This window comes from Methylobacillus draconifructus (assembly GCF_045984355.1).
GTDB lineage: Bacteria > Pseudomonadota > Gammaproteobacteria > Burkholderiales > Methylophilaceae > Methylobacillus > Methylobacillus flagellatus_A.
The window spans coordinates 26,006-42,595 of the sequence record NZ_JBJQII010000006.1; the positions used below are offsets into that span (position 1 = coordinate 26,006).

Sequence of the window (16,590 nt, forward strand, 5' to 3'; positions counted from 1 at the left end):
GTCAACTTGTTACGGCAATTGCTGGTTGCGCACGCCTTGCCGGTCTACAACCAGGCAGCTGCCCTGTTCGTACCAGTCGCCGAGCACCCAGCGGTCCACCCTGCGGCCGTCCACTTCCAGGGGATGCAATGCGGGGCGATGCGTGTGCCCGTGGATGAATAGTTCCGGGTAATCGTACTCGCGCAGCAATGCGGCGACTGCCTCTGCATTCACATCCATGATGCTTTCCTGTTTGCCGGACTTCTCCTGCTCGCTGCGTTGGCGCAGTGCCTCGATCTGGGCCTTGCGCGCATTGAGCGGCTGTTGCAGGAAGTTCTCCTGCCAGGCAGGAGCGCGTACCTGGCGGCGGAAAGCCTGGTAGGCGACGTCATCGGTGCAGAGCGCATCGCCATGGCTCAACAATGCGCGTTTGCCGTACAGAGTGACGAGTGTCGGGTCGGGCAGCAATGTCAGTCCGGCTGCGGCGGCAAATGCCTTGCCAATCAGGAAATCCCGGTTGCCGTGCATGAAGTAGAGCTGGGTGCCTTGCTCGGATAATGCACGCAATGCCTGGATGATGGGCTGGTGCTGGGCAAGGTCGTCGTCGCCGGCCCAATATTCGAAAAAATCGCCCAGGATGTAAAGCGCCTCAGCCTGGCTGGCCTGCTGCTGCAGGAAGCCAAGAAATTGGGCGGTAATGGCAGGTCTGGAATCGCATAGGTGCAGGTCGGAAATCAACAGGCTGAACGCCGTTTTCTCCTGACCTGCATATCCCATGCTGGTGCTTAAACGATTTCGGCGCGTTCGATGACCACAGGCTCCAGGGGGACGTCCTGGTGGCCGTTCTTGCTGCCGGTCTTGACCTTCTTGATCTGGTCGACGACTTCCGTGCCGGCTGTCACCTTGCCGAACACGGCGTAGCCCCAGCCTTGGGAGGTCGGCGCGGTGAAGTTGAGGAAGTCGTTGTCGGACACGTTGATGAAGAACTGGCTGCTGGCAGAGTCCGGGGCAGGGGTGCGCGCCATGGCGATGGTATAGGTCTTGTTCTGCAGGCCGTTGTTGGCTTCATTCTTGATTGCCGCATTGGTCGGTTTCTGCTGCATGTCCGGGGTGAAGCCGCCGCCCTGGATCATGAAGCCGTCAATCACGCGATGGAAGATGGTGTTGTCGTAAAAGCCGTCTTTTACGTACTGGATGAAGTTGGCAGCGGTAATCGGCGCTTTTTCCTCATCGAGTTCCAGGGTGATTTCACCGAAATTGGTATGTAGCTTGATCAAGGTTTCTTTCCTTTGCTTTTGGTTGGCGCTTCTGTCTGCGCGATGGTTTTGACTTTCTTGTAGTCCAGGCGATCGGCAATGTTGATGGGCTGGTCCAGCAATGCCACCTTTTCAATGACGACAGGCTCGACCGGCACGTTGAGGTGAGCGCCTACTACCCTGGTCGGGCTCTTGCCTATGCGCTCAACCACGTCGATGCCCTTGATTACCTTGCCAAATACGCAATAACCGATATAGGCGGCCTCGGGCTTGTGGAAGTTGAGGAACTTGTTGTCCGACAGGTTGATGAAGAATTGCGAAGTCGCGGAATTGGGCGCGAATGCACGTGCCATGGCGACGGAGCCGTATTCATTCTTGAGGCCGTTGTTGGATTCGTTCTCGATTGGAGAAAAGGTGGATTTCTCCTTCATGTCGGCAGTGAGGCCGCCGCCCTGGATCATGAACCGGTCCACGGTGCGGTGGAAGGTGGTGCCAGTGTAGAAGTCGCTGGTGACGTACTGGATGAAGTTGGCGACGGTTTTAGGCGCCTTGTCCGGGTATAGCTCGATGACGAAGCTGCCGTGATTGGTCTGCACTTCCAGCTGCTGCGGCGCATTGTCGCTGGCAATCGCCGCCAGGCTGGCGCACAGCATGGCTAGGTACAGGAACGGGGCGAGTAAGGCACGTGTGGTTGCGCGCATCAGAATTTCCTCCAATGTCAAAATCTGCATCATGCGGGACCTTCATACATGATCTTCCAGCGCTGATTGTCCCACACCCAGTACTGCTGTTTCTTCATGCGGTTGGCGAGTGCATCGCTCTTGTAGTCCTGGTCGAAACTGACCAAAACCATGGACGCTGGGCCATTAGGATAGCGGAACATGCTGATGTTGGATAGGCCGATCTGCACTTTTGCCTTGCTGGCCTGGATGCGCCGCTTATTCTGGCTCCAGTTTTCCAGGTTGCCGCTGTCGCTGAAGAAGTCCTTGGCATAATGTGCAAGGTATTGTTCCGTGTTCTGCGCTTCCCAGTCATGGCGCCATTGTTCCAGGGCATGATCCAGTGCCTGCTGACGGTGCTTGGCCTCCTCGGGCGTGATCCATTGCAGGCTGTTGCTGATGATGACCGGCGTTGCGCCTTGCTGCAATACGGGAGTCAGGGCCTTGATGTCCGGGTTGGCAATCACGACGCAGCCGTCGCTGGCCTTGGGCGGGCGGCTGTAGACATCCTTGGGCGTGCCGTGCAGCCAGATGCCGTGGCCTTTCTTGCCTTGCTGTTTATCCAGCGGGTTGGGGTAGTTCAATGGGTAGGCGGCTTCGCCGTAGAAGTCGGGCAGCTTGCGCTCCAGTTTTTTGCCTGCGGTATAAACCCCCAGCGGCGTGCGTTTATCCCCTTCTACGAATTTCTCGCTGCCGTTCTTGCCCATGGTGATGTAGTAGTCCACCAAGTGATGAGGCTGGTTGTCGCGGTTCTGGTAAACGTATAACCGTGATTTTGCCGTATCTACCACGATCGCATAGCGTTGTTCCGGCGCCATGCGCCAGAGGACGTCGGGGATTTTGCCTTCGTGCGGGGTGGCAAGATGGCGCTCTATCCGGACCTTGGCCTCTTCCTGAAAGTCGGACACCGCGGCATTCTTATCATCGCCCAGCTTGGTGGACTGTTGCGCAAAAGCCATCAGCAAGTCGCCGCGCACCAGGTGGGCGAGGCGGAAGTTGGGCACGGCTTGCAGCAGTTGGTCTATGGTGTTCAAGGCCTCGCGCAACTGGCCTTCGTTGATTTCAAGCAGGCTTTGTACCAGCAGGCGCTCGGCCTGGTTGCTGCTGAATGCGGGCAGCACGTTGCCTGGAAGCGGACTGGATTTGTCTGCCGTGGCGTTCCAGGGCAGCAGGCCGCCCCCGATGAGCAGGGCCGTGGACAACAGTTTGGTAAAGCGTTTGATCATGCTGTATAGGGTTACCGGTTTGTCAGCTCCTGCTGGATCAACCACTTGCCTTGCTGTTGAACCAGGACCAGTTGCTTGCGCGTGCGTTGCGATAAATGATCAGCCTCGTAGGACTGCTGGAATGTGGCGCGCGCAGTGTGTTCATTCTCAATGCTGATTTTCACGTTGGTTAAATTGACTTCGATCCTTGAAGGCTTGCCGACACGCGTTTTGCGTGTCGCCTCCCAGCTTGCACGGCTTTCCCCGTTCGGCGTCTTGAAATCCTTGGCATAGCTGGCGAGATATTGCTCCACATTCTGGCTGGACCAAGCTTTTGCCCAGGATTCTACGGCATTCAGCACCGCTTGTGTCTGATCAGATTTTTTCTGTTCTGTGGGGGACGTTGGCGTAGCCGCCACTTCCGGCGCGGTGGGCTTGACGTTCGCAGGCACAGGTTCGGCAGCGGGCTTGCTGGTTTCCGCAGGCTTGGCAGGCGCGGGGGCTGGCTTGGTGTCGGTCTTGGCTGCCGCCGGTACTGCCGCGAGGCTGGGCTTGGCAGCCTCCTTGGATGGCGCCTTGGCGGCAGCGATGTCGCCGGGCGGCGGCAATAAATCCTTGATCAGCGCGAGTTTGCTCTTGGCTCGGCTGTTATTGGTATCGAGTTGCAAGGCGCGGCTATATGACTCCGACGCCATGCGGGCATAGATGTCTCCCAGGTTCTCGTGGGCCGTGGCGTAGCTCGGGTGGGTGCGGATGGCGGCCTCGAGCGCGGCCTTGGCTTTTTCATAATTGCCCTGGTAGGCGTAGAGCACCGCCAGGTTGTTGTATGGCGCGGGCAATTGCGGGTATTTTTCCGTGAGCTCGCTGAATACCTTGATGGCCTCGTCCTGCTTGTCGCTCTCGGCCAGCAGCACGCCCTTGAGGAACAGCGCCTTGGCATCGGTGGGCTGCTTGCCCAGGTAGCCGTTCAGGCGCTGCAGCGCCTGGGCCGTTTTGCCTTGTTCCGCGAGCTGGTTGATTTCATCCAGTTCGCTTGCCCATCCCTTCGGCGAGAGCAGTAAAGCGGCGATCAGCAGGCTATGGCTCAGCGCGCGTGCAATAGGCATATGCTATAATTCCAGGCTATTATTATGGTCATAATTCTATCAATAAGCGCATGCAAGCACTACTGCCAACGTAGCAGGCATAATCAATAAACATTGCTTGATGACGAATCTTCCAATCCCTACACCTCGCAACCTGAACTATGCTGAAAATCTATAACACGCTTGCGCGCGCAAAGCAGACTTTTTACCCGATCGTGGCAGGCAAGGTCAGCATGTATGTCTGCGGCATGACAGTTTACGACTACTGCCACCTGGGGCATGCGCGCGTGATGGTGGTGTTCGACATGGTGAACCGCTGGCTGCGCAGCTCCGGCTACGATGTGACCTATGTGCGCAATATCACGGACATCGACGACAAGATCATTGCGCGCGCGAATGAAAATGGCGAGACCATCACCGCGCTCACCAGCCGCTTCATCGACGCGATGAACGAGGATGCGGCACGGCTTGGCGTCTGGCGACCCGATCTTGAGCCGCGCGCCACTGACTATATCCATGAAATGATCGCCATGATCAGTACGCTGATTGAAAAGCAGCATGCCTATGCGGCCGATAATGGCGACGTCTATTATGCGGTGTCCAGTTTCGCCAACTACGGCAAGCTGTCAGGCAAGTCGCTTGAGGATTTGCGCGCCGGGGAGCGCGTAGAGGTAGACGCGCACAAGCGCGACCCGATGGATTTCGTCTTGTGGAAGGCGGCCAAGCCAGGCGAGCCGAGCTGGGATTCCCCTTGGGGGCCGGGCCGTCCGGGCTGGCATATTGAGTGCTCCGCGATGGGCGCGCGGCATCTCGGCCAGCACTTCGACATCCACGGCGGCGGGCAGGACTTGCAGTTTCCCCACCATGAAAACGAGATTGCGCAGAGCGAAGGCGCGCATGGCTGCACGTTCGTCAATTACTGGATGCACAACGGCTTCATCCGGGTGGATGACGAAAAGATGTCGAAATCGCTCGGCAACTTCTTCACCATTCGTGAGGTGCTTGAAAAGTACGATGCGGAAGTGGTGCGCTTCTTCATCCTGCGCGCGCACTACCGTAGCCCGCTGAACTATTCCGACCACCACCTGGACGACGCCAAGCAGGCGTTGACCAGGCTTTACAATACCTTGCGCGGGCTTGAGCTACCGCAGGTTGACATCGACTGGCAGCAGCCGGACGCGCAGCGCTTCAAACAGGCGCTGGACGATGACTTCAATACGCCGGAAGCGTTTGCCGTATTGTTCGAGCTTGCGAACGAAGCCAACCGCACGGCGTCAGTAGTGCAGGCCGGCCTGCTCAAGGCGCTGGCCGGGCAATTGGGCTTGCTGCAGCGCGCACCTGACGAGTTCCTGCAAGGGGATGCCGCGGCGGGCATGGCTGCAGAGGAAATCGAACGGCTGATCGAGGAGCGGCTGCTGGCCCGTAAGGGCAAGAACTTTGCCGAGGCGGACCGGATCCGCGATGCGTTGAGCGCGCAAGGCATCGTCCTTGAGGATACCGCACAAGGCACGAGCTGGCGCCGCGTTTAGGGCGCACTGTCCTGGCGCCGTTGCGCCGCTTTGCAGTAACACTACATTATATGGCCCGCAGAGCGCTTCGCCGGGTTTTGTTGGCCGCGTTTCATATAGGGGCAATGCCGCAAACTGGTTCTCAGCATTGGATTTTCTGGCTATAATCGAGTCATGTCTTTTGCAAAACGCGTATTTGCGTTACTTAGCGTCATTGTGTGCCTGTGTTTGTTTGCCCAGCAAGCCGAGCAATCGTATGCAATGGAGTATGACGACCCGACTTTTACCCATGTGCAGCAGGTGGAAATGGATAATGACCGCGAGGTCAGCGAGCCCATCCTGGTCATGCATATGCCTTTAGTTCGCCCTCCCTTTGTTTTTGATCTCAAGCTCGCCATTCTGGCCGAGACTTACCGCCAACCCGATCTCTTCCTGATTACCCGTCCTCCTATTGCCTGATTGCGCCTGGAATCCGCCCTGAGCAGCTTGCCCTCAAGTGGCAAGTGCTGCCTTGGTCAGTATTATGGATTCATCACGGCGTCACCTCCTGATGCATAGACTGGCCCAAGCCTTGCTAAGGATATCCCAGCAAAACGATGATATCCGAGGAAAGCGGAGCCTAGCTGCGGCAATGATGCGCATCAGGAGCCTGCCTTTCGCGGCAGGCTAGTACGCTCCGCATATGTTTGCTATAAGCAATGCATCAATACGGAAAAGTTGATCAATCGGTTCAAAAGTGAAATGAAAACAAATATAGAGACAGGCATGCGCCGGCATGGTGCATTGCCAGTACCGCAAGCCGGCCTGCGACCATTTCTTGTGCGCGTGCTATCTGTCATGCTGGTATGCGGCCATGTGCCGTCGGCATTGGCGGCATATACGCTGCCAGACATGATCGATACGGCCATGCAATACAATCCAGCGCTTGGTATCGCGGCTGCACAGCGCGACGCAGCGCAAGCCGCGGTCACCACCGCATCGACGTACAGCAACCCCCAGGTGGAAGCGGTGATGGGCCCCAGCCGGTACCTGACGCCGGGCGGGCAGGGCGATAACCGCAACTGGAACGTCGGCTTGTCCCAACCCTTGGAGTACCCATGGGTGCGCGATGCCAGGATTGCGGCTGCAGAATCGGGGACCAAGGTGGCGGATGCCGGAACGGAGCTGATCCGGATCGAGCTGCGCTCCCGCGTCAAGAATGCATTCTACGACGTGATCCAGCGCAAGGCCGTACTCAAGCTGGTGGAAGGCGACCGTAACCTGTTGCAGCAGATCCGCGAGCGGGTCAAGTTGCGGGTGGAGGTCGGCGAGGCGCCCAGGTATGAACTGATCAAGGCCGATACCGAGGCATTGGCTGCCGAGCGCGATTACCAGTCAGCCTTGGTGCGGGTAAACGAAGGCAAGGCCTATTTGCGCGGCTTGCTGGGTTCCAGCATCCCGATCGAATACGACGTGGAAGGCGAGCTGCCCATGGGATACGGCTTGCCGTCGCTGGAGAAGTTGCGCGACCAGGTGGTGCACAGCCCGCAATTGTCGCAAGTACGGGCGGCAACTGAAACCGCCGAGGCCAAACTCAAGCTGGAAGAGCGCTTGCGTAATCCCGGCCTGACGCTCAAGGCCAGCGTCGAAGAGGATCCCGATCTCAGGCAGATGCGCTTCGGCGTGGCGATTCCCTTGCCATTGTGGGACAGGCGCCAGGGCCCGATTGCGGCGGCTTCCGCCGATGTGCGCCAGACCCAGGCAACCCTGCACGACCGCGAGCTGGGATTGCGCCGGGATATGGAGGCTGCCTATCAGCGCTACCTGATTGCGCAGCAACAACTGGCCGCTTTCGAGAATGGCTTGCTGAGCCAGGCCGAGTCGGTGCTCAAGGTGGCGGAGGCCGCCTATCGTTACGGCGAGCGCGGCATCCTCGAGTATATGGATGCCCAGCGCACTTTCCGTCTCGTGCGCAAGGATTACCTTGCCGCAAAATTCGATTATGTCAGCAGCATGCTGGAAATAGAGCGCCTGCTTGGTACAGAACTTCTGGAGGTTAAGCCGTAATGTTCCCCAATTCCCTATTGAAACCGTATTCCACTTTCGCAACAAGCGGCCTGGTCGTGCTGGCCTTGCTGCTTTCGGCATGCAAGCCGGCCGCAACGCCCGACGAAGCGGCAGATGAGCCCAAAGACCCCAACATCGTCGAGCTTTCCGAGCTGTTGCAGAACCAGGTCAAGATTGCCCCGGCCGGTAAGGCCGAAATCCGGGAAGTCTTGCGCGTGCCCGGCAGCATCCAGGTGGATGAGCAGCGCGTGGCGCGTATCGGCGCCTCGGTCACCGGGCGCATCACCGACATCAACGTGATCCTGGGGCAGGACGTCAAGCAGGGCGAGGTGCTTGCAACGCTGAACAGTACCGAGCTCGCGCAGAACCAGTTGCTGTACATCAAGGCATCGCAACAGATCGCGTTGCAGACCAAGGCGGTGGAGCGCGCGCGTCAGTTGCTCGAGGCCGACGTGATCGGAGCCGCAGAACTGCAGCGCCGCGAGGCCGAATTGAGCGCTGCCCAGGCCGACTTATATACGGCGAAGGAGCAATTGCAGGTGCTGGGCATGTCGGAAAAGTCCATCGCGCAAATCGCCAGCTCGGGGCAATTGCGTTCCTATAGCAACGTGGATGCCCGCCTTTCGGGCACGGTGATCAGCCGCAGGGTCAACCTGGGCCAGGTGGTGCAGCCGGCGGAGGAGTTGTTCATCGTTGCGGACCTGTCGCGCGTATGGGCGGTGGCTGAAGTGCCTGAACAGCAGGTCGAGCTGGTGCAGGAAGGGGAAGATGTCGAGATCGAGATCCCGGCCCTGAGCAACCGCAAATTCACCGGCAAGCTGATTTTCGTCGGCGATGTGGTGAACCCGCTGACGCGTACCGTGACGGTGCGTACCGACCTGGAAAACAGCGACGAGGCCATCAAGCCGGACATGCTGGTTTCCATGCTCGTGCAGTCCAAGCCCACGATGCAACTGGCAGTGCCTAGGCGCGCCGTGGTGCGCGAGAACGACAAGGACTACGTCTATGTCGAGATCGGCCCGAACCGCTTCCGCCTGCGCGAAGTGGAGCTGGGCAGCGAGTACAACGAGATGGCAGCCGTGGCGTCCGGCCTGGAAGAGGGCGAGACCATCATTATCGAGGGCGCTTTCCACGTCAATAATGAGCGCAAGCGCAAGGAACTGGAATAGGCCATGATCGAATCCCTCATTAGAGCTGCCCTCAAGCAGCGCCTGATCGTCGTGGTCGTGGCGCTGGCCTTGATGGCCGCCGGGGCCTTTGCCCTGAAGAAACTTTCCGTCGATGCGTTTCCCGACGTCACCAACGTCCAGGTCCTGATCGCCACCCAGGCTACGGGCCGCTCCCCGGAAGAGGTGGAGCGCTTCATTGCCGTACCGCTGGAAATCGCCATGACAGGCCTGCCGGGCCTGGAGGAAATGCGCTCGATGAACCGCAATGGCTTGTCGTTGATCACGCTGGTGTTTACCGACAAGACGGATGTGTATTTTGCCCGCCAACTGGTGATGGAGCGCCTGATGGAGGTGATGGACCGCATGCCGGAAGGCGTGACGCCCATCCTCGGCCCGGTGGCGACCGGCTTGGGCGAGGTCTATCAATTCACCCTGGAAAAGCCGACCGACGGCGAAAAGCCGTTGTCGCGCGAGGAGCTGACCGAGCGCCGCTCCATCCAGGACTGGGTAGTGCGCCCGTTGCTGCGCGGCATCCCGGGCATTGCGGAAATCAATTCCCAGGGCGGTTACGTCAAGCAATACCAAGCCCTGGTCAATCCGGACCGCATGAGCCACTACGGCCTGAAGCTGCAAGACATTTACATGGCCCTGGCGCGCAACAACGCCAACAGCGGCGGCGGGGTGTTGCCGCAGTATGCGGAGCAATATCTGATCCGCGGCGTGGGCCTGATCGAGAATCTCGACGATATCCGCAATATCGTGCTCAAGGAACAGAACGGGGTCCCGGTCTACATGCGCGACGTGGCGGAAGTGCAGATCGGGCATGAGGTGCGCGTGGGCACCGTGGTCAAGAACGGCTATACCGAATCCGTCGGCGGCATCGTCATCATGATGCGCGGCGGCAACGCCAAGGAAGTGGTCAGCCGCGTCAAGGCCAGGGTCAAGGAGATCAACGAGCAGGGCATGCTGCCCGGCGGATTGCAGATCGTGCCTTACTACGACCGCAGCGAGCTGGTGGATTCCGCCCTGCACACGGTGACCAAGGTGCTGATCGAGGGCATCATCCTCGTCATCATCATCCTGTTCCTGTTCCTCGGCGATGTGCGTTCCAGCCTGATCGTGGTGAGCACGCTGATTCTCACGCCGCTGATCACCTTCATGGCGATGAACTATTACGGCATCTCGGCCAACCTCATGTCGCTGGGCGGCCTGGCGATCGCGATCGGCCTGATGGTCGACGGCTCGGTCGTGGTGGTCGAGAACGCATTCCACCACCTCGGGCACCGTCCCGGCGAAAGCAAGGTGCGCGTGGTGCTGGAAGCCGCCGCCGAGGTGGGAACGCCGGTACTGTTCGGCGTCGGCGTGATCATCCTGGTGTTCCTGCCGTTGATGACGCTGCAGGGCATGGAAGGCAAGATGTTCGCGCCGTTGGCGTTGACGATTGCGATCGCGCTGTTCATTTCGCTGGTGATTTCGCTGACATTGTCCCCGGTGCTGTGCTCCTACATCCTAAAGGGCGGCAGCGGCGAGGATACGCGCCTGATCCAGGCGATCAAGCGGCCCTACCTGAAGATGCTGAACTGGGCATTGGCGCACGACAAGACCACCATCATTGCCGCCACCGCCCTGTTCATCGGCACCATCCTGCTGGTGCCGTTCCTCGGCACTTCCTTTATCCCGGAAATGAAGGAGGGCTCCATCGTGCCGGGGATCAACCGCGTGCCCAACATCTCGCTCGAGGAATCGACCAAGATGGAAAGCGACGCGATGCGGCTGATCATGGAAAAGGTGCCGGGCGTGAAATCTGCGGTGTCCGGCGTAGGCCGTGGCGAGAGCCCGGCCGACCCGCAGGCGCAGAACGAGTCGACGCCGATCATCAGCCTCAAGCCGCGTGAAGAATGGCCGGATGGCTGGACCCAGGACGATATCGCGGAAAAAATGCGAGAGGTGCTGGAGCAGTCCCTGCCAGGGGTGCAGATTGTCATGGCGCAGCCGATTTCCGACCGCGTGGACGAACTGCTGACCGGCGTGCGGGCCGACGTGGCTGTGAAAGTGTTCGGCGAGGACATGACCCTGCTCAAGGCCAAGGCGGACGAGATTTCCCGGATTGCCGGCGGCGTGCGCGGCGCCACGGAAATCAAGGTGGAGAAGGTTTCCGGCCAGCAATACCTGAACATCACCGTGGACCGGCATGCGATCGCGCGCCATGGCATCAATGCCTCGGACGTGCACGACGTGATCGAGACCGCGATCGGCGGCAAGGTGGCGACGGAAATCTACGAAGGGCAGCGTCGTTTCAGCGCGGCGGTGCGTTACCCTGAGAACTTCCGCGGCAATATCGAGGCGATCAGCAATATCCTCATCACCTCGCCCAACGGTTCGCGCGTGGCCTTGCGCGACCTCGCGAAAATCGAGGTGCGCGACGGCCCGGCGCAGATCAGCCGCGAGCTGGCCAAGCGCCGCGTGGTGGTCGGCATCAACGTCAAGGACCGCGACCTGGGCGGGTTCGTGGCCGAGTTGCAGCAGGTGCTGACGCAGAAGCTCAAGCTGCCCGAGGGGTACTATCTCGAGTTCGGCGGCCAGTTCCAGAACATGGAGCGCGCGATGGGGCACCTCATGGTGATCATTCCGGTGACGATAGGGGCGATCTTCTTCCTGTTGTTCCTGCTGTTCAATTCGGTGCGTTATGCCACCATGATCATCATGGTGCTGCCGTTCGCGTCGATTGGCGGCATCATCGCCCTGTTCCTGACCGGGGAATACCTCTCGGTGCCTGCCTCGGTCGGCTTCATTGCGCTGTGGGGGATCGCCGTGCTCAACGGCGTGGTGCTGGTGTCCTATATCCGCAGCCTGCGGGACGAGGGTCTGAGCCAGAACGAGGCTATCCTCAAGGGGTGCACGCAGCGTTTCCGGCCGGTGATGATGACGGCAACGGTGGCGATGCTGGCCTTGGTGCCCTTCCTCTTCGCTACGGGTCCTGGCTCGGAAATCCAACGTCCGCTGGCGATCGTGGTCATCGGGGGATTGATTACTTCCACCCTGCTGACGCTGGTCGTGGTGCCGACGCTATATCGCAAGTTTGAAGAACAGCGCGTAGAAGCATGATGACAAGGAGCCGAACATGAAAGAGATCAAAGCCATTATCCCGCCGCAGCGCCTGCCCAAGATCCGCTCCGGGCTGCGCAATATCAAAGGTTTCCCGGGCATGACGGTGAGCAAGGTGGAAGGGTGCGGCCATCATGTGGCGCGCCCTACGCTCGGCATCCGGGAGGAACTCACGGATTACAGTCCCAAGGTGCGCATCGAGATCGTCTGTCCGGATGAACTGGTGGAAGGCATATTGCAAGTCCTCGTCGAGGTCGGGCATACCGGCCAGGTGGGTGACGGCATCGTGTGGGTCACTGCCGCCGTAGAGCGCATGATCCGGCTTTCCGAACAGGTGTTGGTGCTGGATTGCTGAAATGCGCATCTGACGATGCTTCGCAAAGGCGCCTTGAAGGCGCCTTTTTTATTGGCATCGATTCGCATGATCTTCGGCGTCATAGCCAGTGAGCTGGTGTGGGTTTTCCGGTAGAATCCCCCCATGCTTTATTCCATTGCTAAACCCTGGTTGTTCCGCCTGGATGCGGAACGCGCCCACGACTTTACCCTCAAGAACCTGAAGCGGCTGGAACGCTCCGGGCTGCTGAACCTTTACCCCCGGCCCTCCAAGTGCAAGCAGCGCCAGGCGATGGGAATCAATTTCCCCAACCCGGTCGGCCTTGCGGCGGGGCTGGACAAGAACGGCGCCTATATCGATGCGCTGGCCGGGCTCGGGTTCGGCTTTATCGAGATCGGCACGATCACGCCGCGTCCCCAGCCTGGCAATCCCAAGCCGCGCATGTTTCGCCTTCCCGAGGCGCAGGGGGTGATCAACCGTTTCGGCTTCAACAACCTCGGGGTGGACGCCTTGTTGAGAAACGTGGCTGCCGCCAGGTACAAGGGCGTGCTGGGCATCAATATCGGTAAGAATTTCGACACGCCGAACGAAAGGGCGGTCGACGATTACCTGCATTGCCTGCGCAAGGTGTACGCCCACGCGCATTACGTCACGGTCAACATCTCCTCGCCCAATACCAAGAACCTGCGCGCCCTGCAGGAGAAAGAGGCCTTGGGCCAGTTGCTGCATGCCTTGAAGCTTGAGCAGCAGGTTCTGGCCGACCGGCATGGCAGATATGTTCCGATCGCGCTTAAGATCGCGCCTGACCTGGACGAGGCGCAGATCGCCGATATTGCCGCATTGCTGATGGAATACCGGTTCGACGGCGTGATCGCCACCAACACCACCCTGGCGCGCGATGCGGTGCAGGGCCTGCCGCATGCGGAAGAGGCGGGCGGCTTGTCCGGCGCCCCGGTGCGCGATCGCTCCACTGCGGTGATCCGATCCCTTTCCGACCATCTTGCTGGCGCATTGCCGATCATCGGCGTGGGCGGGATTCTCAGCGGCGAGGACGCCGAAGAGAAAATCGCGGCAGGCGCCAGCCTGGTGCAGGTCTACAGCGGCTTGGTCTATCGCGGCCCGGTACTGGTTGACGAAATCTGCCGCAAGCTGGGTTGAGGTGGCGCAGCCCGTCCTGTATTCCTACCGGCGTTGCCCCTATGCCATGCGCGCCCGCATGGCATTGCATTATGCCGGCATCGCGGTGGACATTCGCGAGATAGCGCTCAAGGCCAAGCCTGCGCATATGTTGCAAGTGTCGCCCAAGGGCACGGTGCCGGTGCTGGTATTGCCTGACGGTTCCGTAATCGATGAAAGCCTGGATATCATGCGCTGGGCGCTGCAACGGCATGACCCTGAGGACTGGCTCGGCAGCCCGGCCCTGCTGGCGCAGGCGGAAAGCTTGATTGCCGAGAACGACGGCCCGTTCAAACGCGCGTTGGACCGCTATAAATACGCGATTCGTTTTCCCGAACAGCCGCCCGAGGCGTATCGTGCGCAGGGCGAAGCGTTCCTGCAGCAATTGGAGTCGCGCTTACAGCAGCGGCCCTATTTACTGGGAGCCCATGCGGGCTTGGCGGATGTGGCGATATTCCCGTTCGTGCGCCAGTTTTCCATGGTGGATCAGTCCTGGTTCGAGGCCGCGCCTTATCCCCGGCTGCAAGCCTGGTTGCAGGCGTGGCTGGCAAGTGCACGCTTTGCCGCCGTCATGCAGAAATATCCGGTTTATGCCGGTTAGAAGCTGGACATTCCAAGTGAAAATCTAAAGTTAGACATGCAAATAAAAACGCCGCATTTCTGCGGCGTTTTTTTTTGACATCAATATTTACCATCAGCCAGTGACATCAGCTTCCAAAGCCGGTTTGTTGTCCTTGGGCTTGCTCGACTCGTTAAAGCTGAGCTTGATGTTGTCGTCCTTGTCGATATCCACATGCACATGGCCGCCATTGGACAGCTTGCCGAACAGCAACTCGTCCGCCAAGGCACGGCGGATGGTGTCCTGGATCAGGCGCGACATCGGGCGGGCGCCCATGAGCGGGTCGAAGCCCTTCTTGCCCAGATAGGCCTTGAGCGCATCGCTGAACGTGGCTTCCACTTTCTTCTCGTGCAATTGGTCCTCAAGCTGCATGAGGAACTTGTCGACCACGCGCACGATAATCTCTTCCGAGAGCGGGGCGAACGAGACGATCGCGTCCAGGCGGTTGCGGAACTCGGGGCTGAACAGGCGTTTGATGTCGCCCATCTCGTCGCCGGTGTTGCTGCCCAGAGTGAAGCCGATGCTGGTCTTGCTGATCGCTTCCGCGCCTGCATTGGTGGTCATGATGATGGTCACGTTGCGGAAGTCCGCTTTGCGGCCGTTGTTGTCGGTCAGCGTGCCGTGATCCATCACCTGCAGCAGGATATTGAAGATGTCCGGGTGCGCCTTCTCGATTTCATCCAGCAGCAATACGCAATATGGCGTCTTGTTGATGGCTTCCGTCAACAGGCCGCCCTGCTCAAAGCCGACATAGCCTGGAGGCGCGCCGATCAGGCGCGACACGGCATGGCGCTCCATGTATTCCGACATGTCGAAGCGGATCAGTTCCACGCCCAGGGTATAGGCGAGCTGCTTGGCCACTTCGGTCTTGCCGACGCCGGTAGGGCCGGAGAACAGGAAGGAGCCGATCGGCTTGTTGAGGCTGCCGAGGCCGCTGCGCGCCATCTTGATCGCGGCGGACAACGCCTCGATGGCCTTGTCCTGGCCGAAGACGGTGGCCTTGAGGTCGCGCTCCAGCGTCTTCAGCGCGTTGCGGTCGTCGCTGGAGATGTTCTTGGGCGGAATGCGCGCCACCTTGGCGATGATGTCCTCGATTTCCTTGTTGCCGATCACCTTCTTCTGCTTGGATTTCGGCAGGATGCGCTGCGCCGCGCCAGCTTCGTCAATCACGTCGATGGCCTTGTCGGGCAGGTGACGGTCGTTGATGTAGCGTGCGGACAACTCGGCAGCCGTGTTCAGGGCAGAGGCGGTGTATTTCACGCTGTGGTGCTTCTCGAAGCGCGACTTGAGGCCCTTGAGGATTTCCACGGTTTCGGAAACGCTGGGCTCGACCACGTCGACCTTCTGGAAACGGCGCGACAAGGCATGGTCCTTCTCGAAGATGCCGCGGAATTCCTGGTAGGTGGTCGCGCCTATGCATTTGAGCGAGCCGTTGGAAAGCGCCGGCTTCAACAGGTTGGACGCATCCAGCGTGCCGCCGCTGGCAGCGCCCGCGCCGATCAGGGTATGGATTTCGTCGATGAACAGGATGGAGTCAGGCTGATCAGCCAGCTTCTTCATCACTGCCTTGAGCCGCTGCTCGAAGTCGCCGCGGTATTTGGTGCCTGCCAGCAAGGCGCCCATGTCCAGCGAGTAGATCACGGCGTTCTCGAGCACTTCCGGCACGTTGCCTTCCACAATGCGGCGTGCCAGGCCCTCTGCGATGGCGGTCTTGCCGACGCCGGCCTCGCCGACCAATAGCGGGTTGTTCTTGCGGCGGCGGCACAAGGTCTGGATCACGCGCTCCAGTTCCTGGGCGCGGCCGATCAAGGGGTCTATCTTGCCTGCCAGCACCTGCTGGTTGAGGTTCTGGGTGTAATTTTCCAGCGCGCTGGACGGGGAGGCCTCGGTTTCGGCTTCCTGCTCGGTTTCAGGGCGCTTGGCGTTGCTGCCGTCGGTGACCTTGGCGACGCCATGGGAAATATAGTTGACCACGTCCAGGCGCGTGATACCCTGCTGGTGCAGGAAGAAGACCGCATGGGAATCCTTTTCGCCATAGATGGCGACCAGCACGTTGGCGCCGGTGACTTCCTTCTTGCCGGAAGACTGCACATGCAGGATGGCGCGTTGGATCACGCGCTGGAAGCCCAGCGTCGGCTGGGTGTCGACTTCCTCGTTGCCTTCCACCGTAGGCGTATGCTCTTCGATATAGTTGTTGAGCTCGGTGCGCAGATTGTCAAGGTTGGCCCCGCATGAGCGCAACACGTCCGCCGCAGTCGGGTTGTCGATCATGGCCAGCAGCAGGTGCTCCACGGTGATGAGCTCGTGGCGTTTCTGCCGGGCATCCATGAATGCCATGTGTAGGGATACTTCAAGTTCTTGCGCGATCATCTAAGCTTCCTCAGCTTTC

14 protein-coding genes are annotated in these 16,590 nt (G+C 59.7%); 8 read left to right on the forward strand and 6 right to left on the reverse strand.

Annotated elements, in window-relative coordinates:
* Positions 1 to 9 precede the first annotated feature (9 nt).
* From ACJSDX_RS12815 to ACJSDX_RS12835, 5 genes are read right to left on the reverse strand one after another with little or no spacing between them, the layout of a single operon-like run.
* Complete coding sequence (locus tag ACJSDX_RS12815; protein ID WP_407995029.1) at positions 10 to 756, reverse strand: UDP-2,3-diacylglucosamine diphosphatase; 747 nt, start codon at positions 754 to 756, stop codon at positions 10 to 12.
* Positions 757 to 764: 8 nt separating this feature from the next.
* Complete coding sequence (locus ACJSDX_RS12820; RefSeq protein WP_309564406.1) at positions 765 to 1,256, reverse strand: peptidylprolyl isomerase; 492 nt, start codon at positions 1,254 to 1,256, stop codon at positions 765 to 767.
* Positions 1,253 to 1,936 (reverse strand): peptidylprolyl isomerase, encoded by a 684-nt coding sequence (locus ACJSDX_RS12825; protein WP_309564407.1) that lies wholly within the window; start codon positions 1,934 to 1,936, stop codon positions 1,253 to 1,255. Before ACJSDX_RS12825 ends, ACJSDX_RS12820 begins: the two co-directional genes overlap by 4 nt.
* A 29-nt stretch (positions 1,937 to 1,965) precedes the next feature.
* On the reverse strand, positions 1,966 to 3,180 hold the full coding sequence (locus ACJSDX_RS12830) for a L,D-transpeptidase family protein (RefSeq protein WP_407995030.1): 1,215 nt from the start codon (positions 3,178 to 3,180) through the stop codon (positions 1,966 to 1,968).
* Between the two features lie 11 nt (positions 3,181 to 3,191).
* Entirely contained in the window at positions 3,192 to 4,265 is a 1,074-nt protein-coding gene (locus ACJSDX_RS12835; RefSeq protein ID WP_407995031.1) for a L,D-transpeptidase Cds6 family protein, read from the reverse strand.
* A 140-nt stretch (positions 4,266 to 4,405) separates the two neighbouring features.
* Here ACJSDX_RS12835 and cysS point away from each other — a divergent pair, with 140 nt between their 5' ends.
* The 8 genes from cysS to ACJSDX_RS12875 all read left to right on the forward strand — a co-directional run bounded on the left by cysS (position 4,406) and on the right by ACJSDX_RS12875 (position 14,183).
* A complete protein-coding gene (cysS, locus tag ACJSDX_RS12840) occupies positions 4,406 to 5,773 on the forward strand; it encodes a cysteine--tRNA ligase (protein WP_407995032.1) in 1,368 nt (455 codons plus the stop codon).
* 153 nt (positions 5,774 to 5,926) lie between these two features.
* Positions 5,927 to 6,211, forward strand: coding sequence for a hypothetical protein (locus tag ACJSDX_RS12845; RefSeq protein WP_309564411.1), 285 nt, complete (start codon positions 5,927 to 5,929; stop codon positions 6,209 to 6,211).
* A gap of 282 nt (positions 6,212 to 6,493) precedes the next feature.
* On the forward strand, positions 6,494 to 7,798 hold the full coding sequence (locus ACJSDX_RS12850; RefSeq protein WP_407995033.1) for a TolC family protein: 1,305 nt from the start codon (positions 6,494 to 6,496) through the stop codon (positions 7,796 to 7,798).
* On the forward strand, positions 7,798 to 8,967 hold the full coding sequence (locus ACJSDX_RS12855; protein WP_407995034.1) for an efflux RND transporter periplasmic adaptor subunit: 1,170 nt from the start codon (positions 7,798 to 7,800) through the stop codon (positions 8,965 to 8,967). Before ACJSDX_RS12850 ends, ACJSDX_RS12855 begins: the two co-directional genes overlap by 1 nt.
* Before the next feature lie 3 nt (positions 8,968 to 8,970).
* On the forward strand, positions 8,971 to 12,072 hold the full coding sequence (locus ACJSDX_RS12860) for an efflux RND transporter permease subunit (protein ID WP_309564414.1): 3,102 nt from the start codon (positions 8,971 to 8,973) through the stop codon (positions 12,070 to 12,072).
* Between the two features lie 16 nt (positions 12,073 to 12,088).
* Complete coding sequence (locus ACJSDX_RS12865) at positions 12,089 to 12,427, forward strand: P-II family nitrogen regulator (protein ID WP_309564415.1); 339 nt, start codon at positions 12,089 to 12,091, stop codon at positions 12,425 to 12,427.
* Between the two features lie 123 nt (positions 12,428 to 12,550).
* Complete coding sequence (locus ACJSDX_RS12870) at positions 12,551 to 13,564, forward strand: quinone-dependent dihydroorotate dehydrogenase (RefSeq protein ID WP_407995035.1); 1,014 nt, start codon at positions 12,551 to 12,553, stop codon at positions 13,562 to 13,564.
* A gap of 1 nt (position 13,565) precedes the next feature.
* On the forward strand, positions 13,566 to 14,183 hold the full coding sequence (locus ACJSDX_RS12875) for a glutathione S-transferase (protein ID WP_407995036.1): 618 nt from the start codon (positions 13,566 to 13,568) through the stop codon (positions 14,181 to 14,183).
* A 93-nt stretch (positions 14,184 to 14,276) separates the two neighbouring features.
* On the opposite strand, the gene clpA is transcribed toward ACJSDX_RS12875, so the two are convergent.
* Positions 14,277 to 16,571 (reverse strand): ATP-dependent Clp protease ATP-binding subunit ClpA, encoded by a 2,295-nt coding sequence (clpA, locus tag ACJSDX_RS12880; protein ID WP_309564418.1) that lies wholly within the window; start codon positions 16,569 to 16,571, stop codon positions 14,277 to 14,279.
* Positions 16,572 to 16,590: the final 19 nt, after the last annotated feature.